22 protein-coding genes are annotated in these 20,099 nt (G+C 63.8%); 10 read left to right on the plus strand and 12 right to left on the minus strand.

Annotated elements, in window-relative coordinates:
• Positions 1-228: 228 nt before the first annotated feature.
• Positions 229-1,014 (plus strand): sulfite exporter TauE/SafE family protein, encoded by a 786-nt coding sequence (locus F6X59_RS10185; RefSeq protein ID WP_152956151.1) that lies wholly within the window; start codon positions 229-231, stop codon positions 1,012-1,014.
• Positions 1,015-1,033: 19 nt separating this feature from the next.
• Here F6X59_RS10185 and F6X59_RS10190 read toward each other — a convergent pair whose 3' ends face one another.
• Entirely contained in the window at positions 1,034-1,573 is a 540-nt protein-coding gene (locus tag F6X59_RS10190; protein WP_372240350.1) for a histidine phosphatase family protein, read from the minus strand.
• A gap of 140 nt (positions 1,574-1,713) precedes the next feature.
• Between F6X59_RS10190 and F6X59_RS10195 the strand changes: the two genes are divergently transcribed.
• The 6 genes from F6X59_RS10195 to F6X59_RS10220 all read left to right on the plus strand — a co-directional run bounded on the left by F6X59_RS10195 (position 1,714) and on the right by F6X59_RS10220 (position 5,530).
• The gene (locus tag F6X59_RS10195; protein ID WP_152956152.1) at positions 1,714-2,298 is read left to right on the plus strand and encodes a biliverdin-producing heme oxygenase; all 585 of its coding nucleotides are present in this window, start codon (positions 1,714-1,716) and stop codon (positions 2,296-2,298) included.
• Positions 2,299-2,457: 159 nt separating this feature from the next.
• Positions 2,458-2,934: an antitoxin Xre/MbcA/ParS toxin-binding domain-containing protein gene (locus F6X59_RS10200; protein WP_152956153.1), complete on the plus strand. Its 477-nt coding sequence runs from the start codon at positions 2,458-2,460 to the stop codon at positions 2,932-2,934.
• Positions 2,934-3,410, plus strand: coding sequence for an RES family NAD+ phosphorylase (locus F6X59_RS10205; RefSeq protein ID WP_152956154.1), 477 nt, complete (start codon positions 2,934-2,936; stop codon positions 3,408-3,410). Before F6X59_RS10200 ends, F6X59_RS10205 begins: the two co-directional genes overlap by 1 nt.
• Before the next feature lie 11 nt (positions 3,411-3,421).
• Positions 3,422-4,705 (plus strand): arsenic transporter, encoded by a 1,284-nt coding sequence (locus F6X59_RS10210; protein ID WP_152956155.1) that lies wholly within the window; start codon positions 3,422-3,424, stop codon positions 4,703-4,705.
• Positions 4,706-4,908: 203 nt separating this feature from the next.
• The gene (locus tag F6X59_RS10215) at positions 4,909-5,229 is read left to right on the plus strand and encodes a transcriptional regulator (RefSeq protein WP_178120066.1); all 321 of its coding nucleotides are present in this window, start codon (positions 4,909-4,911) and stop codon (positions 5,227-5,229) included.
• The gene (locus tag F6X59_RS10220) at positions 5,216-5,530 is read left to right on the plus strand and encodes a DNA-binding transcriptional regulator (protein ID WP_152956156.1); all 315 of its coding nucleotides are present in this window, start codon (positions 5,216-5,218) and stop codon (positions 5,528-5,530) included. The genes F6X59_RS10215 and F6X59_RS10220 overlap by 14 nt, the downstream gene beginning before the upstream one ends.
• 75 nt (positions 5,531-5,605) lie before the next feature.
• Here F6X59_RS10220 and F6X59_RS28630 read toward each other — a convergent pair whose 3' ends face one another.
• Together F6X59_RS28630 and umuC are read right to left on the minus strand one after the other, a co-directional pair.
• Positions 5,606-5,770: a hypothetical protein gene (locus F6X59_RS28630; RefSeq protein WP_256669191.1), complete on the minus strand. Its 165-nt coding sequence runs from the start codon at positions 5,768-5,770 to the stop codon at positions 5,606-5,608.
• A 292-nt stretch (positions 5,771-6,062) separates the two neighbouring features.
• A complete protein-coding gene (gene umuC / locus F6X59_RS10230; protein WP_152956157.1) occupies positions 6,063-7,337 on the minus strand; it encodes a Y-family DNA polymerase in 1,275 nt (424 codons plus the stop codon).
• A 137-nt stretch (positions 7,338-7,474) separates the two neighbouring features.
• Here umuC and F6X59_RS10235 point away from each other — a divergent pair, with 137 nt between their 5' ends.
• Positions 7,475-8,677 (plus strand): MFS transporter, encoded by a 1,203-nt coding sequence (locus F6X59_RS10235; protein ID WP_152956158.1) that lies wholly within the window; start codon positions 7,475-7,477, stop codon positions 8,675-8,677.
• Positions 8,678-8,683: 6 nt separating this feature from the next.
• On the opposite strand, the gene F6X59_RS10240 is transcribed toward F6X59_RS10235, so the two are convergent.
• Positions 8,684-9,115, minus strand: coding sequence for a LexA family transcriptional regulator (locus F6X59_RS10240; RefSeq protein ID WP_152956159.1), 432 nt, complete (start codon positions 9,113-9,115; stop codon positions 8,684-8,686).
• Between the two features lie 102 nt (positions 9,116-9,217).
• Here F6X59_RS10240 and F6X59_RS10245 point away from each other — a divergent pair, with 102 nt between their 5' ends.
• On the plus strand, positions 9,218-9,922 hold the full coding sequence (locus F6X59_RS10245; RefSeq protein ID WP_152956160.1) for an SOS response-associated peptidase family protein: 705 nt from the start codon (positions 9,218-9,220) through the stop codon (positions 9,920-9,922).
• Between the two features lie 17 nt (positions 9,923-9,939).
• Here the strand turns inward: F6X59_RS10245 and F6X59_RS10250 are convergent, their stop codons facing one another.
• The 5 genes from F6X59_RS10250 to F6X59_RS10270 all read right to left on the minus strand — a co-directional run bounded on the left by F6X59_RS10250 (position 9,940) and on the right by F6X59_RS10270 (position 16,985).
• Complete coding sequence (locus tag F6X59_RS10250; RefSeq protein WP_152956161.1) at positions 9,940-11,745, minus strand: ABC transporter ATP-binding protein/permease; 1,806 nt, start codon at positions 11,743-11,745, stop codon at positions 9,940-9,942.
• Between the two features lie 137 nt (positions 11,746-11,882).
• Positions 11,883-12,086: a formate dehydrogenase subunit delta gene (locus F6X59_RS10255; RefSeq protein WP_152956162.1), complete on the minus strand. Its 204-nt coding sequence runs from the start codon at positions 12,084-12,086 to the stop codon at positions 11,883-11,885.
• Positions 12,083-14,953 carry a formate dehydrogenase subunit alpha gene (gene fdhF, locus F6X59_RS10260; RefSeq protein ID WP_372240349.1) on the minus strand — a complete coding sequence of 957 codons (2,871 nt, stop codon included), beginning with the start codon at positions 14,951-14,953 and terminating at the stop codon, positions 12,083-12,085. The genes F6X59_RS10255 and fdhF overlap by 4 nt, the downstream gene beginning before the upstream one ends.
• Positions 14,950-16,509 carry an NADH-quinone oxidoreductase subunit NuoF gene (locus F6X59_RS10265; protein ID WP_152956163.1) on the minus strand — a complete coding sequence of 520 codons (1,560 nt, stop codon included), beginning with the start codon at positions 16,507-16,509 and terminating at the stop codon, positions 14,950-14,952. The genes fdhF and F6X59_RS10265 overlap by 4 nt, the downstream gene beginning before the upstream one ends.
• Entirely contained in the window at positions 16,503-16,985 is a 483-nt protein-coding gene (locus F6X59_RS10270) for a formate dehydrogenase subunit gamma (RefSeq protein ID WP_152956164.1), read from the minus strand. Before F6X59_RS10270 ends, F6X59_RS10265 begins: the two co-directional genes overlap by 7 nt.
• Before the next feature lie 402 nt (positions 16,986-17,387).
• Here F6X59_RS10270 and F6X59_RS10275 point away from each other — a divergent pair, with 402 nt between their 5' ends.
• A complete protein-coding gene (locus tag F6X59_RS10275) occupies positions 17,388-17,726 on the plus strand; it encodes a hypothetical protein (protein ID WP_152956165.1) in 339 nt (112 codons plus the stop codon).
• A gap of 236 nt (positions 17,727-17,962) precedes the next feature.
• Here the strand turns inward: F6X59_RS10275 and sfnG are convergent, their stop codons facing one another.
• From sfnG to F6X59_RS10290, 3 genes are all read right to left on the minus strand, one after another.
• Positions 17,963-19,057, minus strand: coding sequence for a dimethylsulfone monooxygenase SfnG (sfnG, locus tag F6X59_RS10280; RefSeq protein WP_152956166.1), 1,095 nt, complete (start codon positions 19,055-19,057; stop codon positions 17,963-17,965).
• A gap of 159 nt (positions 19,058-19,216) precedes the next feature.
• The gene (locus F6X59_RS10285; protein ID WP_152956167.1) at positions 19,217-19,849 is read right to left on the minus strand and encodes a hypothetical protein; all 633 of its coding nucleotides are present in this window, start codon (positions 19,847-19,849) and stop codon (positions 19,217-19,219) included.
• Between the two features lie 10 nt (positions 19,850-19,859).
• Positions 19,860-20,060: a hypothetical protein gene (locus F6X59_RS10290; RefSeq protein WP_256669193.1), complete on the minus strand. Its 201-nt coding sequence runs from the start codon at positions 20,058-20,060 to the stop codon at positions 19,860-19,862.
• Between the last annotated feature and the right edge of the window lie 39 nt (positions 20,061-20,099).

Genomic DNA, 20,099 nt, shown 5'->3' on the forward strand with positions numbered 1-20,099 from the left:
ACCATGGCCTGTCAGGTTCGGCACGTTGCAACAAATGTAGGAGCGAGCTTGCTCGCGATGCGCCGCGCGGGCGGCGCTCGATATCTGCCCCAACAAAACTTTCAAGCCAAGCCCCCAAAAGCCACCCCCAGTTATAACCTAATAACGAACAAGTCTATTTGGCTATAAAAACTCCCTATATGCTGGCACCCATCCGATAACGGGCAAAGCTGGGCAGTCGAGTAGCGTATGGATGTAGGTTCTTTCGGTTTCACCATTGCCGGACTGGTTGTGGGTTTCATCGTCGGCATGACCGGCGTCGGCGGCGGCTCGCTGATGACCCCGATCCTGCTGTGGTTCGGCATCAACCCGGCGACTGCCGTGGGCACCGACCTGTTGTATGCGGCCATCACCAAGGGCAGTGGCGTCTGGGTGCATGCCCGGCAGAAGAACATCGACTGGAAGATCACTGGCCTGCTCAGCCTCGGCAGCGTGCCGGCGGCAGCCCTGACCCTGTGGTTCCTCAGCACCCTGCACACCGACACCACGGCGCTGAACGCCATCATCAAGCAGGGCCTGGCGGTGGTGCTGATCCTCACTGCCCTGGCAATCCTGTTCAAGGCGCGCCTGCAAGCGTTCGCCAGCCGTCACGCCGGTGACCACTACCACCTCAGCGACCGCAGCCTGAACATCCTCACCGTGCTGACTGGCGTGGTGCTGGGCGTGATGGTCACCCTGACGTCGATTGGTGCCGGTGCCCTGGGCACCGTGGCACTGTTCCTGCTCTACCCGTTCCTCGCCACCCGTCGCCTGGTCGGTACCGAAATCGCCCATGCCGTCCCCCTGACCTTGGTTGCCGGTATCGGCCACGCCGGCATGGGTAACATGGACTGGTCGCTGCTGGGTTACCTGCTGCTGGGCTCACTGCCGGGCATCTACCTGGGCAGCCACCTCACCGGGCGCATCTCCGACCGCGTCCTGCGCCCTTGCCTGGCGACCATGTTGCTGCTGATCGGCTACAAGCTGGCGTTCTGACCCGGCAACCGGCGCTTGCTCAGCCCAGACGCAAGCGCCAGCGCCCGGCAAAGCTCAATTCGACCCGCGACAACGGCAGCACATCAATCCGCTGCGCGGCAGCCAGCGGGCACTCCAGCACCGTCACCAGCGCAGCGCGGATCACCCAAGGGTGAGTCACCGCCAGCCACTCACCCGGCCTGTCGAAGGCCATCAGCCATGCCCCCACGCGCTCGCACAGCTGCGCGAACGACTCACCGCCATGGGGCGCGCTGAGCGGCTCTTCGAGCCACTGCGCCAACGCCTGAGGCTGCTCGGCCTGCAACTGCTTGAGTGACACGCCCTGCCAATGGCCAAGGGCGCAATCGGCCAATGCCGGCTCGCGCTGCACCTGCGACGAGAGCTGCGCCGCCGTCTCCTGCGCTCTGCGCTCTGGCGCCGCCAGCAACTGCATGCCTGGGGTAATCGCCAAGGGCGCGATGGCCAACGGCAAAATGCCGTCGTCGGGCTGTGCCAGGCGCCCGCATTTCTGGGCCGGGGTCAGAGCGTGGCAGAGCAAGGTCAGGCGTATGGCTATCACCAGGGTGTTCTTCACTGAAAGTCTGGCAGACTGGTTTAACACGCCAGCCGTTTTTTTACCGCAACAAGCTCACGCCAAGGCGGAACGTCGGGTTAGCATCGCCACTCCTACTTAGGCGAAATGCCACCAGAGCCAGATCGATGCCCACCACTACGCCCAGCAGCCCTTTGCTGCTCGCCCTGCGCGAGGGCACCCGCGACTGCCACAAGGCGCTGGAGGCGCGCCTGCCGTTCTTCAGCCCTGGCTTCGACAGCGCTGCCTATCGCCGCCTGCTGCAGGCCTACTACGGTTTTCATGCGCCTCTGGAGCAGCACCTGGGCAATTATCAGGGCCCAGAACGCCGCAAGACCGCAACCTTGACCCGCGACCTGCTGGCCCTGGACCTGAGTGAGGCCGACATCGGCGCCCTGCCACTGTGCCAGGCACTGCCGGCCATCCACGACGAGGCCAGCGCGCTGGGCGTGATGTATGTGCTGGAGGGTTCGACCCTGGGTGGCCAGGTGCTCAAGCGGGCGATGGCCGAGCGCCTGGGCATCGGCCACGAGAGTGGCGCAGCCTTCCTCGACGTGTACGGGGCGCTGACCGGCAGCTACTGGCGCAGTTTCCTGGAGCGGCTTGACCAGGCATCGGCTGCAGCGCCAGCACAGGCCAGCACGGTGCAGGCCGCCATTGACACCTTTAGCCACTTCGAAGCGTGGCTCGGCGAGCGCAATGTCTTGAATTAGAGCCGGCCAATGGTGCTAATCATGCTGCGCTTTCGGCAAGCCTTTGCCAGGGTGACGGTCAGCTGAACGTTCTGGGCTGATCGAAGGTAGGTGTAATTGGGCGACCGGCCGGCTTATACTTCATTTGACGAAAAAAACCAGTCAATTGACGGAGGCGTGATGAGCACTTCAATCGCCCAACGGCGTCACGAAAAAGCCAAAGAAGATGTGCGCAGTTCTGGTATCGACGAGTTCTGGGCATTTAGCGCAAGCCGCTATGCACTCAAGGAATCGGAGCGACTGGTGCAGATCAAGCGCGGCTTTTCAGCCCACCTCTTCCGTGCCATGCGCTACACCTTCAACCTCGAAGAACCCAGTCTGGCATTGCTGCTCAATGCCTCGATTTCCACGCTGGAGCGGCGTGTGCGGGAGCATGAAGTGCTCGATACCGTCGCCTCCGAACGCCTGGACCGCATCGCCTCGGTGTCCCATCAGGCCGAGGAGGTCTTCGAGAGCCGCGACGCTGCTGCACAGTGGCTATCGAAACCGAACAAGGCCCTGGGTGACAGTGCGCCGATCCTGCTCTGCGAAACCGAAATCGGTGCCAAGCAGGTGCGCCGGGTACTGCAGGCCCTGGAATGGGGTGGGGTTGCCTGATGCGGGGGTGGCGAATCGCGAAGGCAAAACGCGCCACTGACTTGAGCGGCAAGGGCGCTGCCATCGAAGGCGGGCGCTGGAACGATCAGGACGTGCCCGCCGTATACATGGGCATGACACCGGCAATCTGTTGCCTGGAAACCTTCGTACATGCGGCGGGCGAACCCACCGTCCCCTTGAAGATCACCTGCTTTGAGCTGCCTGCAGATACCTCGCTGTATCTGCAGGTCGATGCGACGGACCTGCTCGAAGGCTGGGCCAGCCTCCCTGCCGACCGCCCAAGCATGGCATTCGGCACAGCCTGGTTGAAGTCGAACAGCCACCTTGGGCTGGTCATCCCGTCTGCCATCCTGCCGCTGGAACGCAACATCGTCATCAACCCCAGCCACCCAGCGGTGAGTCAGATCCGGGTGGTTGAAATGTACGACTTCATGTACGACCCACGGATGTTCCAGGTCGGCTCACCCCATCATTGAATCCCCTACTCATGCTCCCAGCCGCGCTTATTTTCCTGTTCACCCTGACCCTGGTCATCTGGCAGCCCAAGGGCCTCGGCGTCGGCTGGAGCGCCAGCCTCGGCGCCGTGCTGGCGCTGCTGTTCGGGGTAGTCTCGTTGCACGACATCCCCACCGTGTGGGCGATCATCTGGAACGCCACCGGCACCTTCATCGCCCTGATCGTCATCAGCCTGTTGCTGGATGAGGCGGGTTTCTTCGAATGGACAGCGCTGCACGTGGCCCGCTGGGCGCGCGGTGACGGGCGTCGGCTGTTCGCCTTCATGGTGCTGCTGGGGGCTGCGGTGTCGGCGCTGTTCGCCAATGACGGCGCGGCACTGATCCTTACCCCGATTGTCATGTCGATGTTGCTGGCCCTGCGCTTCTCCCCCGCCGCGACCCTCGCCTTCGTCATGGGCGCCGGCTTCATTGCCGACACCGCCAGCCTGCCGCTGGTGGTGTCGAACCTGGTGAACATTGTTTCGGCGGACTACTTTGGCCTCGGTTTCAATGCCTACGCAGGGGTGATGATGCCGGTGAACCTGGTGGCGGTGGCCGCCACGCTGCTGGTGCTGTGGCTGTATTTTCGCCGCGACATTCCGGCCCGATACGCTGCCGAGGACCTCAAGCTACCGGCCCTGGCCATCCGCGACCGCGCCACCTTCCGCGTTGGCTGGGTGGTGCTGGTGGGCTTGCTGGCCGGGCTGTTCGTGCTGGAGCCGCTCGGCATTCCGGTCAGTGCCGTGTCCGCTGCGGGGGCGCTGGTGTTGTTCGCGGTGGCCGCGCGCGGCCACGTGATCATGACCCGCCGCGTGCTGCGCGAGGCGCCGTGGCACATCGTGGTGTTTTCGCTGGGCATGTACCTGGTGGTGTACGGGCTGCGCAATGCCGGCCTGACCGACTCGCTGACCCACGTGCTGAACGGCCTGGCCGGGCATGGCCTGTGGGCCGCCTCGCTGGGCACCGGGTTGATTGCCGCGCTGTTGTCCTCAGTGATGAACAACCTGCCCAGCGTGCTGATCGGCGCGCTGTCGATCCAGGCCAGCGAGGCCCACGGCGTGGTCCGCGAGGCGATGATCTACGCCAACGTGATCGGCTGCGACCTGGGGCCGAAAATTACCCCGATTGGCAGCCTGGCGACCTTGCTCTGGCTGCATGTGCTGGCGCGCAAGGGGGTGACGATTGGCTGGGGGTATTACTTCAAGGTTGGCGTGTTGCTGACGGTGCCGGTGTTGCTGGCGACTTTGGCGGCGCTGGCGGTGCGGTTGAGCCTTTGAGATCGCCGGGGCCCACAGGTGCAGCGCCAGTCTCTAAAACAGCGCTGCACCTGTGGGAGCTGGCTTGCCTGCGATGGGCTGCACAGCAGCCCCGGCGATCTCGAACCAAACCACCCTCTCAGCAACCCCTCGATACAACCTCCCGCTTCTTGATCTCAGGTAGGCAAAGCAAAATATCTACGTCAAAGACGTAGGGATGCAGTATGCTGACGATCATTGAAGCGCCACTATTCTCCAGGCAATGGCCCAGCTATTGGACAGAGGATGAGCACGGGGCATTCATGTCCTATCTAGCCAACGACCCTGACGCAGGTGCAGTGATTCCCGGTTCAGGCGGATGCCGCAAGATACGCTGGAGCCTGGACGGCAAAGGCAAGCGAGGCGCCGTCCGTGTCATCTACACCGCTCAGCTCGCCAACGGCGCTTTGGTTGCTCTGCTGATCTACTGCAAGAGCGCCACCGAGAACATACCCGCGCACGTGCTGCGCAAGATTGCGAAGGAGCTTAATCATGCCCCTGACTGAAAAAGAACTGATGCTTCGGGATGCTACTCGCAACATCGGTGAGGAATTGCTGGAATCCATCCGCGATGTGAAGGCTGGTCGCTATGGCGCTGTGCATCAAGTGGAAGTAACCGAAGCAGCAGAAGCTCGGAGCAGAACGGGACTCTCCCAGCTCAGATTTGCGGAGCTATTGGGTGTCTCGGTGCGCACGCTTCAAGAATGGGAGCAAGGTCGGCGTATGCCGTCGGGGGCGGCGCGGTCTCTTCTACACATTGCGGCTTCTCGCCCGGACGTGTTTCGTGAGGTTCTTCAGGCCCGTTAGTTGGCTTTCGTCCCTCGCCTCACCAACCCCTACAAAACCAGAACGGGCCGCGTCTGCGGCCCTATCAACAATCACCTATCCCTGTTCCAGACCTTGGAGCACAGCCTCAGCCAACGCCAGGCCCTTTTCCAGCGAGTTTTCCGTTGCAATCAGCAAGCTGCGCATTGGCTCTTTCGCCTTTTCCAATGCCAGCGCATTGGTCTCGTAGGCGGCCTTCAGCGCTGCGACGGCACAGACCATTGCGTCTTCTCCGTCGACTCCAGCGTGGACCGTAAACATCGGTTTGTGGGAATCGTGACAAGTGCCGAAATGGGATTGGGCAGTCAGAGCGCGAGGCTCACGAGCGCTGGTCGTCATGGGATTACCCTGAGTCATTGGCACACGCAGAGCACCGCCACTGGATGTGGATGTGCCCGGACCTGTGACGGGACGCCAATCCCGTGCCGCAGAAACGCCCAAGGATGGCAAAATAATACCAGCGACCCCTCAGCCAAAAAAATGCCAGATCTCGAATCTTTCTAGACTTATGGCGTCAAGTTGCGACCCGCCACAACCCTGCCATATGCGTGGTAAAGCCCGCACTCATCAACTCCCGCCGCATCGCCCATTGCGCCGCCGCCGGCACCGCCGCACTGCGCAGCGTCCCCCTCCCCCAGCGCCCGTTAACGCCGTCGATTACCTGCATCACCCGCTCGGCCTTCACGCTCTGCGTCGGCATAAACAGATCACCGGTCACCTCCCCGCGCTGGCACAGCTCCATCAGCAACACCTCCGCCTTGCTGTAACGGAACCCCTCGCGGTACACCCGTTCCACCGCTTCCACCGCCATACGCGTCAGCAGCCGCTCGTCATCGGTGGGATACGGCAGCTGCACCACCACGCCGTTGGCGTAGCGCGGCTCCTCGGGGTTGAACATGCCGGTGCGGATGCTCACCCGCATCCGCTGCGCCAGCGAACGCTGCTTGCGCAACTTTTCCGCCGCGCGCATCACGTAGGTGGCCACCGCTTCCTTGAGCGGCGCAAGCTCGGTCAGGCGCTGGCCGAACATGCGGCTGCAGCAGATTTCCTGACGTGGCAGGTCGACCTCTTCCAGTTGCAGGCAAGGCGTGCCGGCCAGTTCGCGGGCGGTCTTTTCCACCACCACGCTGAAGGTCTTGCGCAGCAGGCCGGGGTTGGCGCGGGACAGGTCCCAGGCAGTGCGGATGCCCATCGCTTGCAAATGGGCCGTAAGGCGTTTGCCGATGCCCCAGACTTCCGACACATCGCACTTTTTCAATACCCATTCGCGCTTCACCGGGTCGCGCAGATCGACCACCCAACCGCTCTGCACCGACCAGCGCTTGGCCGCGTGGTTGGCCAGCTTGGCCAAGGTCTTGGTACCCGCGATGCCAACCCCCACCGGGATGCCGGTGTGCTTGAACACCCGCGCGCGGATGTCGCGGCCAAGGCGCTCCAGGTCGCCGGGCATGCCGGCCAGGTCGGCGAAGGCTTCGTCGATGGAGTACACCTCCAGGGCCGGCACCATGCCTTCAATCACCGTCATCACCCGCTGGCTCATGTCACCGTACAACGCATAGTTGGAGGAAAACGCCACCACCCCATGCCGACGCAGCAGGTCCTTCACCTGGAAGTACGGTTGGCCCATTTTCACCAAAGGCTTGGCCTCGGCGCTGCGGGCGACGATGCACCCATCGTTGTTGCTGAGCACGACGATGGGCGTGCGCTGCAGGTCAGGGCGAAACACCCGCTCGCAGCTGGCGTAGAAACTGTTGCAGTCGATCAGGGCAAAAACAGGTGTGGGTTTCATCGGGCAGCATCAACAATACTGTATTTATATACAGTTAATCACAACACCCGGCCAATGCCTCCAGCCACTCATCCGATTTGCATCCTGCGCACGGGCTCCTACAGTTTCGAACTGTGACACCCCCACCGAGGCTCCCGATGCGCAGCGCCGAAAAGTCCGAGCCAGGCAGCACCGCCAAGGCCCTGCAGAAGATCCCCCGCAGCGTCTGGGCGCTGGGCTTCGTGTCGCTGTTCATGGACATCTCTTCGGAGATGATCCACGCCCTGCTGCCGCTGTACATGGTCACCGTGCTCGGTACCTCGGTGGTCGCCGTCGGCTTCATCGAAGGCATCGCCGAGGCCACCGCATCGATCACCAAGGTGTTCTCCGGCGCGCTCAGCGACCGCCTGGGCAAGCGCAAGCTGCTGACGGTGCTGGGCTATGGCCTGGGCGCGCTGACCAAGCCGGTGTTCCCCCTGGCCTCCGGGCTGGAGTGGCTGACCGCGGCGCGCTTCGTCGACCGTATCGGCAAGGGCATCCGCGGCGCCCCCCGCGATGCGCTGGTGGCCGATGTAACCCCGCCCGAGCTGCGTGGCGCGGCATTCGGCCTGCGCCAGGCGCTGGACACCGTGGGGGCCTTTCTCGGCCCGTTGCTGGCGATCGTGCTGATGTGGCTCACGGCGAGCCATTTCCAGACGGTGTTCTGGGTAGCGGTGATCCCGGCGTTCGTCGCCGTGTACATTCTCGTTGCCTTCGTTCGCGAGCCTGAGACGGCGCCCAGCGCGCGGCCGGTACGCTCACCACTGGCATTGCATGAGCTGGCGCGCCTGGGCCCGGCCTACTGGCGGCTGAGCGGATTGGCCATGGTGTTCACCCTGGCCCGTTTCAGCGAGGCATTCCTGCTGCTGCGCGCCCAGGACATGGGCATGGCGCCATTGTGGGCGCCTGCGGTGCTGGTGCTGATGGCCCTGGCCTATTCGCTGTCGGCCTACCCGGCCGGCGCGCTGTCGGACCGCGTGGGCCGCCGTGGCGTGCTGATGATGGGGCTGGCCCTGCTGATCGCCGCCGACCTGTTGCTGGCCCTGCTGCCAGGCTGGGCCGGGCTGGCGCTGGGGGTTGCCGCCTGGGGTCTGCACCTGGGCTTTACCCAGGGCATCTTCGCCGCGCTGATCGCCGACAGTGCACCGGCCAACCTGCGCGGCACGGCATTCGGCCTGTTCAACCTGCTGACCGGGGTGGCGCTGCTGGTGGCCAGCGTGGTGGCCGGGTTGCTGTGGGATGGCGCCGGGTTCCAGGCGACCTTCCTGGTCGGGGCGGGCTGTGCCGGTGCCACCCTCGTTGGGGTGATGCTACTGCGCTAAGCCGGTTCAGGCTGCCGGGTCATGGCTGCGCACACTGAAGGTCACCACGCCCCAGATCATGAAGTCGTCACCCTCCATGATGTAGCGTGGCGCATAGCGCGGGTTTTCCGAGCGCAGCAGCACTTGCCCGGCGACGTGCTGCAGGCGCTTGCACAGCGGCTCGCCGTTGACCGCGGCAATCACGATATGGCCATGGCGCGCCTCGATCGAGCGGTCGACCAGCACCAGGTCGCCATCGAAGATACCGGCACCTTGCATGCTGTCGCCGTCTATCCTGACCAGATAGATGTGCGGTGCGCGCAGGTTGAGCAGCTCGTCCAGCGAGATGGGCTGCTCCATGTGGTCGGCAGCAGGCGACGGAAAGCCCGCCGGGACACGGAACAGATAGCGCGGCACGGCAACACTGCCGCCCGTGATGGGACCCAGGATGGAAGTCATGCGACGGCCTTGATATTAAACTGTATGCATATACAGTAAACGCCGTAGCGAGTATCCGGTCAATTTCGCCGTAGGATATTTCGACAAGTGGGGGTACATGCCATGTGTGGACGCTTCGCCCAGTACCAGGGCCTGGCCGACTACCTGCGTGAGCTGGACGCCGAGCAGGACGTGATCAGCGGCTACGACAACGTGCCGATCGGCCGCTACAACGTCGCCCCCGGCAGCCGCGTGCTGATCCTGCACCACGCCACCGATGGCCTGCGCATCGACCCCTGCCATTGGGGATGGGCGCCGTTCTGGGCCACCGGCAAGCGGCCGGCACCGATCAACGCGCGGGTCGAGACAGTCACCACCGGCAAGTTCTTCAAGGCCCTGTGGCCGCAAGGGCGGGCCTTGGTGATGGCTGACGGCTGGTACGAGTGGGTGGCCGACCCGCTCGATCCCAAGCGCAAGCAGCCTTACTTCATTCGCCTGAAAAGCCAGGCACCGATGTTCATGGCGGCGCTGGCCGAGGTGCGTGCGGGGCGGGAGCCGAACGAAGGGGATGGTTTCGTGATCATCACTGCGGCGAGCGATGCGGGGATGGTCGATATCCATGACCGCCGGCCCCTGGTGCTGAGCCCGGAGCATGCCCGGGCATGGATCGACCCTGAGGTGCCTGCCGAGGAGGCCGAACGCCTGGCACGGGAGCAGTGCTTGCCGGTCGAGGCGTTCGAGTGGTTTGCGGTGGGCAAGGAAGTGGGAAATGTGCGAAATGAAGGGGCTGAGCTGATCGTGATGCTCGATGCCGAGCATCAGCCCTGAATGTCGCTTGCCACAGGTTAAGCCAGCACCTCCTGCTGGCGCAGCGACCAGCCGCCCTGCCCGTCCACCTCCAGCCGGTGGGTATGGAAGTCGGCCAAGGTGCTGCGATGCCCCACGCTCACCAGCAAGGTCTCCGGCATTTCTTTGCGCAGCAACGCATACATCGCATGTTCCAGCCCTTCGTCCATCGCCGAGGTGGACTCGTCGAGGAACACCACCTGCGGCCGGTTGAACAGCACCCGGGCAAACGCCAGGCGCTGCTGCTCACCGACCGAGAGAATGTTCGACCAGTCGCAGCTCACCGCCAGCCGCTCGGCCAGGTGCGCCAGGTTGACCGCGCGCAGGGCCTGCTGCATGCGGGCTTCATCCTCCGGCTGGCTGTCGGCCGGGTAGGCAATGGCGGTGCGCAGGTCGCCCAGCGGCAGGTAAGGCCGCTGCGACAGGAACAACGCCTGGGTGCCCAGCGGCCGCCGGACTTCGCCCTCGGCATACGGCCACAGGCCCGCCAGGGCGCGCAGCAAGGTGGTCTTGCCACTGCCCGACGGCCCTTTGATCAGCAGCGCCTGGCCACCGTGCAGGCGCAGGTCGAGGTCGGCGATCAGCGCATGGCCGTCCGGGCGCAGCACCTGCAGGCCGATGATCTCCAGCGCCCGCGGCTGGTCTTTGGTCAGCACCCGTGGCAGCGCACTGGCCTGGTCGTTGGCATCGAGGAAGCCAGTCAAACGGTCGAGGGTGGCGCGGTACTGGGCGAAGGTGTCGTAGGACTCACGGAAGAACGACAGCGAATCCTGCACCTGGCCGAACGCCTGGGAGGTCTGCATCACGTCACCCAGCTTGATCGCCCCACTGAAGAAACGTGGCGCCTGAAGGATGAACGGGAACACCACCGCCACCTGGCTGACGCCGAGGTTGAAGCCGCTGAACTTCAGGTTCCGGAACACCAGCGCCCAGACGTTGACGATCAGTGCGCCGAAGCGCCCGAGCAAGGTTGCCCGTTCGACCGGCGCGCCTTGGTAGAAGGCGATGTTCTCGGCGTTCTCGCGCAGGCGCATCAGCGCATAACGGAAGTTCGCCGTGAGTTTTTCGTTGAGGAAGTTCAGGCGGATCAGCGGCTGGCCGAGGCGGAAGGCAATCCAGGTGGCGATCAGCACATAGACGTACACCGCAAACACCATCGCCCGGGGTATCTCGTACCCCGCCACCGTCAGCGGCGCCGACAGGCCCCAGAGGATGCCGGTAAAGGCCACCAGCGAGACCAGCGCGCTGACCGCGCCTAGGGCCAGCGACACCGAGTTGGTGACGAACGCGCTGACGTCCAGTTCGATACGCTGGTCGGGGTTGTCCACCGGTTCGGCGAGGAAGCGGCCGCGGTAGTAGGCATCGCCTTTCATCCATTCGCCGGTCAGGCGCTCGGTAAGCCACACCCGCCAGTGGATATTGAACGCCTGGGTCACGTAGAAGGTGAACAGCGAACGCAGCACATGGATGGTGGCCAGCACCGCGAACACCCCCAGCAGGTACCAGAAGGCCGCCTGGTCAAGGGCCTGCAGGGCACTGTAGAAGCCGTTGTACCAGAACGAGAACAGCACGTTCAGGCGCACCGAGAACAGCGTCAGCACCAGCAGCAGGCCGAACACCAGCAGCGGGCGCCAACTGCGCCGGAAGGTGAAGTACGGCCCCGCCAGCTGCCAGAACTGGCTGCCCCAGCGCGTATAGCGCACGGCCAGGGCAGCAGCAGCGGTGAAGCCGATGAGGGTGATGAACGAGGCGATTGCAAGCCAGCTCAGGCTCTCTTGCAGGGCCTGGTGCCAGTTCATGTCCATAGGGATTATCCGTGACGAGTGTTTCCGCGAGCGTAGCATTGCGGTGGGATTCGTCTTGCATAAATGACGGACATTTCATTTTTCCTGTACTGGCCTTTTCGCGGGCAAGCCCGCGAAAAGGCCGGAACAGGCAAGCCCTAGGCCAGTGCCTCCACCACCTTGGCATCCAGCCCTTCCTGACCATGCTCGGCAATCCACTCCCCCAGCTGCCGGCGCATCGCCGGTGTCCAGAAGCTGTTCAGGTGCTGCCTCACCCCCTGCACCGCCAGCGCCCGATTTGGCTCGCTGTCGAAGTAGTGGGCGATCTGGTTGGCCATCTTGACCAGGTTGTCGCTACTCATCGGCGCACCTCGGCTTCTTGCACAGTGCGACGCTCCTTGAGCAGGCGCCGCTGTTCGTCACTGAAGTCCTGATAGCGCTTCTGCCATTCCGAGGGGTGGAACACCTTCACCACCTCCACTGCGGTGACCTTGTATTCCGGGCAGTTGGTGGCCCAGTCGGAGTTGTCGGTGGTGATCACGTTGGCGCCAGACTCGGGGAAGTGGAAAGTGGTGTAGACCACCCCAGGGGCCACCCGCTCGCTGACCTTGGCGCGCAGCACGGTCTGCCCCGCACGGCTGCCGATGCCGACCCAGTCGCCATCGTGGATGCCACGGCTTTCCGCGTCGTTGGGGTGAATCTCCAGCCGGTCGGCATCATGCCAGGCGATGTTGGCGGTGCGCCGGGTCTGGGCGCCGACGTTGTACTGGCTGAGGATGCGCCCGGTAGTCAGCAGCAGCGGGTAGCGGCCATTGACCTTTTCGTCGGTGGGCACATAACCCGTCAGCATGAAGCGCCCCTTGCCGCGCACGAACTGGTCGATGTGCATGGTCGGGGTGCCGTCCGGGGCGGCGTCGTTGCACGGCCATTGCAGGCTGCCATGGCGGTCGATCTCGGCATAGCTGACGCGGTGGAAGCTCGGCGTCAGGCGGGCGATCTCGTCCATGATCTCGGAGGGGTGACGGTAGTTCATCGGGTAGCCCAGGGCATTGGCCAGGGCCGCGGTGGCTTCCCAGTCGGCCTTGCCGGCCAGCGGCTCCATGACCTTGCGTACCCGCGAGATGCGCCGCTCGGCGTTGGTGAAGGTGCCATCCTTCTCGAGGAACGAGCTGCCCGGCAGGAACACGTGGGCGAACTTGGCCGTCTCGTTGAGGAAGATGTCCTGCACCACCACGCACTCCATGGCGCGCAGGGCGGCGGTGACGTGCTGGGTGTTGGGGTCGCTCTGGGCGATGTCCTCGCCCTGGCAGTACAGCGCCTTGAAGCTGCCGTCCAGCGCCGCCTCGAACATGTTGGGGATGCGCAGGCCCGGGTCAGGCTGCAGGGTCACGCCCCAAGCCTGCTCGAACTCGGCTCGCACGCCCTCGTTGGAGATGTGCCGGTAGCCGGGCAGCTCGTGCGGGAACGAGCCCATGTCGCAGGAACCCTGCACGTTGTTCTGCCCGCGCAGCGGGTTCACCCCTACCCCTTCGCGGCCGATGTTGCCGGTGGCCATGGCCAGGTTGGCGATACCCATCACCGCCGTGCTGCCCTGGCTGTGTTCGGTCACCCCCAGGCCGTAGTAGATCGCCGCGTTGCCGCCGGTGGCATACAGCCGGGCGGCGCTGCGGATCTGTTCGGCGGGCACGCCGCATACAGGCCCCAGGGCTTCCGGGGCGTTTTCCGGCAGGCTGACGAACTCGCGCCAGCGGGCGAAGTCTTCGGTTTCGCAGCGGGCGTCGATGAAACGCTGGGCCAGCAGGCCCTCGCTGACGATCACATGGGCCAAGGCATTGAGCATGGCCACGTTGGTACCGGGGCGCAGCTGCAGGTGCAGTTCGGCACGCGCATGGGGCGAGTCGACCAGGTCGATACGCCGTGGGTCGATGACGATCAGCCGTGCGCCCTGGCGCAAGCGGCGCTTGAGCTGCGAGCCGAACACCGGGTGGGCGTCGGTGGGGTTGGCGCCGATCACCAGGATGACGTCGGCCTGCATCACCGAATCAAAGCTCTGGGTGCCGGCCGACTCACCGAGGGTCTGCTTGAGCCCATAGCCGGTCGGCGAATGGCAAACCCGGGCGCAGGTGTCGACGTTGTTATTGCCGAACGCCGTGCGCACCAGCTTTTGCACCAGGTAGGCTTCTTCATTGGTGCAGCGGCTGGAGGTGATGCCGCCGATGGAATCGCGCCCGTACTTGAGCTGGATGCGGCGGAACTCGCTGGCGGCGTAGGTGACCGCCTCGTCCCAGCTGACCTCCTGCCACGGGTCTTCCAGGCGCTTGCGGATCATCGGCTTGGTGATGCGGTCGGGGTGGGTGGCATAGCCCCAGGCGAAGCGGCCCTTGACGCAGGCGTGGCCGTGGTTGGCGCCGCCGTTCTTGTCCGGGACCATACGCACCAGCTGGTCGCCCTTCATCTCGGCGCGGAACGAGCAGCCAACACCGCAGTACGCGCAGGTGGTGATTACCGCACGTTCGGGCTGGCCCAGCTGGACCAGGCTCTTCTCGGTGAGCGTCGCCGTTGGGCAGGCCTGCACGCAGGCGCCGCACGACACGCATTCGGAAGCCAGGAAGTTGTCACCGCCGGCCGCTGCCACCCGCGACTCGAAACCACGCCCGGTGATGGTCAGGGCGAAGGTGCCCTGGATATCTTCGCAAGCACGCACGCAGCGGCTGCAGACGATGCACTTGCTGGGCTCGTAGTCGAAATACGGGTTGGAGGTATCCTTCTGCTCCGCCAGGTGGTTGGCGCCGTCGTAGCCGTAGCGCACCTCGCGCAGGCCGACCTGGCCGGCAACGGTCTGCAGTTCGCAGTTGCCGTTGGCCGAGCAGGTCAGGCAATCCAGCGGGTGGTCGGAAATGTACAGCTCCATCACATTGCGCCGCAGGTCGGCCAGACGTGAGGTTTGCGTGCGTACCACCATGCCTTCGGACACCGGCGTGGTGCACGAGGCCGGGTAACCACGCATACCTTCGATTTCCACCATGCACATGCGGCATGAGCCAAACGCTTCGAGGCTGTCGGTGGCGCACAGTTTGGGAATGCTGGTGCCGAGCATGGCGGCGGCGCGCATCACCGAGGTGCCGGCCGGCACGCTGATGCTGCGGCCGTCGATGTTCAGGCTGACCTGCACGTCGCTTTCACGGGCGGGTGTGCCCAGGTCGGTCTCGGGATCGAAATAGTTGATCACTGTGCGGCCTCCGTGGTGGTCAGCCCGAAATCGGCGGGGAAATACTTGAGGGCGCTGGCCACCGGGTAGGCGGTCATGCCGCCCATGGCGCACAGCGAGCCGTACTGCAGGGTGTCGCACAGGTCGCGCAACAGCAGGGCCTGGTCATGGCGCTCAGTAAGATCGCTGGTCGCAATCAGCCGGTCGACCACCTCCATGCCACGGGTCGAGCCGATCCGGCACGGGGTGCATTTGCCGCAGGATTCCTCGGCGCAGAACTGCAGGGCAAAGCGCGCCATGCTGGCCATGTTCAGGGTGTCGTCGGCCACCACCACGCCGCCGTGGCCGAGCATCGCGCCCATGGCAGCAAAGGCCTCGTAGTCCAGCGGGGTATCGAAGTGGCTGGGCGGCACCCAGGCGCCGAGTGGGCCGCCGACCTGCGCGGCCTTGAGCGGCCTACCGCTGGCAGTGCCGCCGCCGTAGCCTTCCACCAGCTCGCGCAGGGTCAGGCCGAAGGCGCGTTCCACCAGGCCGCCGTGGCGGATGTTGCCAGCCAGCTGGAACGGCATGGTGCCCAGCGAGCGGCCCATGCCGAAGTCGCGGTAGAACGCCGCGCCCTCGGCCAGGACGGTCGGCACCGAGGCCAGGGTGAGTACGTTGTGCACCAGCGTGGGCAGGCCGAACAGGCCTTCGAGCGCGGGCAGTGGCGGCTTGGCGCGGACGATGCCGCGCTTGCCTTCGATGGATTCGAGCAGCGCGGTTTCCTCGCCGCAGATATAGGCACCGGCACCGACCCGCACTTCCAGGTCGAAGGCCTGGCCGCTGCCGGCCACGTCGCTGCCGAGGTAACCGGCGTCGCGGGCGATGGCGAAGGCCTGGTTGAGTACGCGAATGGCGTCGGGGTATTCCGAGCGCACATAGATGTAGCCCTTGTCGGCCCCGACAGCGAGGCCGGCGATGATCATGCCTTCGATCAGCAGGAAGGGGTCGCCTTCCATCAGCATGCGGTCGGCGAAGGTCCCAGAATCGCCTTCGTCGGCGTTGCACACCACGTACTTCTGCCCTGGCCTGGCATCGCGCACGGTGCGCCACTTGATGCCGGCGGGGAACGCCGCGCCGCCACGGCCGCGCAGGCCGGAGTCAAGCACGCTAGCGACCACGGCGGCGCCGTCCATCGCCACCGCCTTTTCCAGGCCCTTGAAACCGCCATGGGCGCGGTAATCGTCCAGCGACAACGGGCGAGTGATGCCGGCGCGGGCGAACAGCAGGCGTTGCTGGGTTTTCAGGTAGGTCATTTCTTCGACCGGGCCCAGTGCCAGCGAATGGCCGCCGGGCTCACCGGCCAGGGCGTCAAGCAGCGATGGCACGTCTGCCGGGGTGACCGGGCCGAAGCCCTGGCGCCCTTCGCTGCTTTCACACTCCAGCAGCGGCTCCAGCCAGTACAGGCCACGCGAGCTGGTGCGTTGAATCTCGATGGGCAGCTGGCGGCGCTCGGCCTCGGCCTTGATTGCTTCGGCAACCTGATCGGCGCCGACCGCACGGGCGACCGAGTCACAGGGAATGCACAACTTCAGCATGTTTCACCCTCCAGGCAACCGTTCACCAGCGCCCACAGGCGCTCAGGGGTCAGCCGTGCATGCACTTGGCCATCCAGTTCCAGCGCCGGCGAGCAGGCGCAGGCGCCCAGGCAGTACACCGGGCGCAGGCTGATGGCGCCGTCGGCGCTGGTGCCGTGGTCATCCAGCGCCAGCTGTTCGCGCAACTGCGCAGCCAGGGCCTCGCTGCCTCGACTTTGGCAGGATTCGGCGCGGCACAGGCGCAAGGTGTGGCGGGCAGGCGGCGCGGTGCGGAAGTCGTGATAGAAGCTGATCACCCCGCGCACCTCGGCGAGGCTGAGGTTGAGGGCGTGGGCGATTTCAGGGACAGCTGCTTCGGGGATGAAACCGACAGCGTCCTGGATGGCGTGAAGGATCGGCAACAGCGCGCCGGGCGTGTCCTTCTCGCGGGTCAGGATGTTCTGGATTACCGGCAGGTGAAGCAATTCATCAGGCATACAGCGGACCTCGGCATCACGGACCCTGCCTGAATTGTTGTGAAGGGCAGGTATCCGGCGTGTTCTGCTGCGGCACACCGGCCACGTCACGGTGGCGTGGGCGCGGAGGCCTCCTTGCCGATGGCCGTGCGTCTGCGCGCACTGGGCTCAAGGGCATCCCACAAGCATGGCACTTGTGGCGCCGGAAGGTTGTGTGCGAACGACCAGGCGCATCCTGAAACCGACCTGAAAATGCTGGGTTTTTACCGACGCCCCTTTCGATCCATGACAAGCCCCATCTGCCGCGCCAGGTCGGAAGCCGATTTGTGGTTTGCTTGCCTGTCAATCCTCAGCCCTGCGAGGTTCGCGAAAACGCCTATAGCCCTAGAGTGAAGGCTCGCAAACAAACACAGGAGCAACACTATGCAATTGGTCAAGTTAGGTAAACCCACAGCAGAAGTCGAAGACGCAAGCAAACTGCTTCAAGCCACTGTCAACAGCACCTTTTACAAAGATGGAAAGAACTACACAGTCACCGCTCGTTTTATTCGCCTGACTGGCGATGATCAGGCCACAATTCATATTCGTAACGATCAGGGTGATGAGTACTTCAGCACGCTGAATACTTTGCAGAGCGCTTTCGATCACGCCACTGATCTGGATATCTTCATGACGGGTGACGAATACCGTTTCGTCTGGGAAAAACAAGTTTTCTCCCATGAACACCCAACCGAAATAACCGGCCATGCCCTCCCCCCCTGACACCTGAAGGTGGAACAGAGCATGACCTGGCTCTGTTTGCTTCCAAGCGCTCACGCATCGCTTTCGATAATGATGTCGCCTACGTTCTGTACCGTGCCCTCTACAGTTTGCCGAACGGAAAATCCGTATTTGTCGTCAAGACGATCAACGATCAGCGCCAGCTCCCAGGTACACCTCAGCAGTCGAGATCTGAGCGTACCTGCGAGAGCTGGTGAGGCCCTTGAGCCCTGCGCGGATCAGGCGACGGCCTTTGCCTCTGCCTTACCAACCTCCAGCTCCCTCACCAACGGCAACACATGCTCACCGAAGTACGCCACTTCCTCCTGGAAATGCAGGAAACCGGACAGAATCAGATCCACCCCCACGGCCTTCAACGCCACAATGCGCTCGGCAATCTGCCGTGGCGTGCCGATCAGGTTGGTCTTGAAGCCGTCGTTGTACTGCACCAGGTCCTCGAAGCTGGACTTGGCCCAGTTGCCCTCACCTTCCGGGCTGGCGGAGCCGGCATGCTTCACTTCATGCCCAAAAGCCTTCACTGCCTCGGGGTTGGCCTTGTCGATGATCTCCTGCAACACCGCCCGCGCCTGCTCCTCGGTATCGCGGGCGATGATGAACGCATTCACCCCGATCTTCACCGAATGCCCGTTGGCAGCGGCCTTGGCACGGATGTCATCAACCTGCGCCTTGATCCCTTCTACCGTATTACCGTTGGTGAAGTACCAGTCCGACACCCGCGCCGCCATGTCCCGCGCCGCCCGCGAACTGCCGCCTTGGAAGATTTCCGGGTGCGGCTGCTGCAGCGGCTTGGGCTTGAGGTTGTAGTTGCGAAAGCGATAGAAGTCGCCGTTAAAGGTGAAGTTGTCTTCGGTCCAGATGCCCTTGAGTGCCCGGATGAATTCTTCGGAGCGACGATAGCGTTCGTCATGGTCCAGCCACGGCTCGCCAATGGCATGGAACTCGCCCTTGAACCAGCCCGACACCACGTTGATGGCGACACGGCCATTGGTGAACTGGTCGATGCTTGCCAGCTGCTTGGCCGCCAGCGCCGGGTTCCACGGGCCTGGCAGAATGGCAGCGATGACCTTGAGCTTTTCGGTAGCGGCCAGCAACGCGTGGCTGATGGTGACCGATTCGTGCTGGTTGTCGGCGCCGTAGCCGGCGGTGAAGCGGATCTGTGACAGGGCGTAGTCGAAACCGGCGCGCTCGGCGATCTGCGCCAGCTTGCGGTTGTAGTCGATGTCCCAGCGGGTGCGCTGCTCGATGGTGCTGACCACCAGGCCGCCACTGACGTTGGGGACCCAGTAGGCGAATTTGATCGGTTGCTGGCTCATGCGGGTGCTCCTTGGCAGGACTTGAGAAAGTCCAGGGAGCGGAGCAGCAACCGTGCCAGGGAAAATGTGCTTTCAGTTCAACGAGATGGCGAAAAGGGTTGAGAGCGTTGTCTGCCTGCAACAAGGCAAGCTGCTGAAATACTGTTCGCCTGCCAACACTTAAACCGCTAGCCGAGCCAGATGCTGCAAGGTATGGATTACCTTCTGGTCCCTCACCTCCAGCACATCGGCTTGAATCCGTGCGATGACCGACTTGAGCAGCTCGGTCTGATTCATATGGGTCTGCTGCTGCAGTGCCATGAAATCATCTGCCATGTACGGGTTAACCTTCATCGACAGACGCCGGGTCGAGGTGGAGGGCGCTAACCCACACTCGCGCCGATGCCGCTCCAGGCCCTGGATAAAAGCTTCATGCGCAGGCTGCAGCTGGTCACTCTGGTGGCTCTGTACCAGCAGCTGAAAATAATGAGCGAGGAACAGCTTGCGCAGATTTGCCCCAGCCTCGCAGCTGACCGCATGCATGGCAGCATCCAGCACATCGAGGTAAACCGCGGGCAAACGCGCTTCGATGGATTTCAGTTGCTGCTTGCGCGCCTCTCGAATGGCGGGCGTGGATTGCGGAGGAATGGCCACTACGGTATCGCAATGGCTGCATACGCCCACAAGAATATCCTTGGCTACACCCTGGCCATCACTGAACGGTACGTCCCGACGGGCGTAGTGCGTTTGCACCACGGCCTGGCAATGCTCGCAAAGTGCCTTGCCGGTCTCCCCTTCGAACAGGATCTTCATGATCGGATTCTCATTGGTGAACACTGATGAACCAGGTGTCTGGTTCGATGAAGTAGAACTTGATGTACCACCCCAGCCGCTTGATCACATGGACCTCAATAGCGGCGACGCTGTGGTGAGGGCTGCTGCTGTAGTGGGCCCCCTTGCAGAAACGGATGATGTCGGCAACCTCACTGGCAGAAACGGCCCCTGAGGCCAGCAGGTTTTTCACTTCGATATCACCACGAGAAACGTGCAGATACTGGCCTCA

It is taken from the genome of Pseudomonas sp. MN1F (genome assembly GCF_009391885.1).
Classification (GTDB): domain Bacteria; phylum Pseudomonadota; class Gammaproteobacteria; order Pseudomonadales; family Pseudomonadaceae; genus Aquipseudomonas.

Coding starts and splice junctions, on each gene's coding strand:
- F6X59_RS10185 (WP_152956151.1), top strand. CDS start 229: ATGGATGTAGGTTCTTTCGGTTTCACCATTGCCGGACTGGTTGTGGGT.
- F6X59_RS28630 (WP_256669191.1), bottom strand. CDS start 5,770: ATGGTCTGTGCCGTCGCAGCGCTGAAGGCCGCCTACGAGACCAATGCG.
- umuC (WP_152956157.1), bottom strand. CDS start 7,337: ATGAAACCCACACCTGTTTTTGCCCTGATCGACTGCAACAGTTTCTAC.
- F6X59_RS10275 (WP_152956165.1), top strand. CDS start 17,388: ATGCAATTGGTCAAGTTAGGTAAACCCACAGCAGAAGTCGAAGACGCA.
- F6X59_RS10240 (WP_152956159.1), bottom strand. CDS start 9,115: ATGACTTCCATCCTGGGTCCCATCACGGGCGGCAGTGTTGCCGTGCCG.
- F6X59_RS10285 (WP_152956167.1), bottom strand. CDS start 19,849: ATGAAGATCCTGTTCGAAGGGGAGACCGGCAAGGCACTTTGCGAGCAT.
- sfnG (WP_152956166.1), bottom strand. CDS start 19,057: ATGAGCCAGCAACCGATCAAATTCGCCTACTGGGTCCCCAACGTCAGT.
- F6X59_RS10210 (WP_152956155.1), top strand. CDS start 3,422: ATGCTCCCAGCCGCGCTTATTTTCCTGTTCACCCTGACCCTGGTCATC.
- F6X59_RS10270 (WP_152956164.1), bottom strand. CDS start 16,985: ATGCCTGATGAATTGCTTCACCTGCCGGTAATCCAGAACATCCTGACC.
- F6X59_RS10220 (WP_152956156.1), top strand. CDS start 5,216: ATGCCCCTGACTGAAAAAGAACTGATGCTTCGGGATGCTACTCGCAAC.
- F6X59_RS10205 (WP_152956154.1), top strand. CDS start 2,934: ATGCGGGGGTGGCGAATCGCGAAGGCAAAACGCGCCACTGACTTGAGC.
- F6X59_RS10245 (WP_152956160.1), top strand. CDS start 9,218: ATGTGTGGACGCTTCGCCCAGTACCAGGGCCTGGCCGACTACCTGCGT.
- F6X59_RS10235 (WP_152956158.1), top strand. CDS start 7,475: ATGCGCAGCGCCGAAAAGTCCGAGCCAGGCAGCACCGCCAAGGCCCTG.
- F6X59_RS10250 (WP_152956161.1), bottom strand. CDS start 11,745: ATGGACATGAACTGGCACCAGGCCCTGCAAGAGAGCCTGAGCTGGCTT.
- F6X59_RS10195 (WP_152956152.1), top strand. CDS start 1,714: ATGCCCACCACTACGCCCAGCAGCCCTTTGCTGCTCGCCCTGCGCGAG.
- F6X59_RS10255 (WP_152956162.1), bottom strand. CDS start 12,086: ATGAGTAGCGACAACCTGGTCAAGATGGCCAACCAGATCGCCCACTAC.
- F6X59_RS10265 (WP_152956163.1), bottom strand. CDS start 16,509: ATGCTGAAGTTGTGCATTCCCTGTGACTCGGTCGCCCGTGCGGTCGGC.
- F6X59_RS10215 (WP_178120066.1), top strand. CDS start 4,909: ATGCTGACGATCATTGAAGCGCCACTATTCTCCAGGCAATGGCCCAGC.
- F6X59_RS10200 (WP_152956153.1), top strand. CDS start 2,458: ATGAGCACTTCAATCGCCCAACGGCGTCACGAAAAAGCCAAAGAAGAT.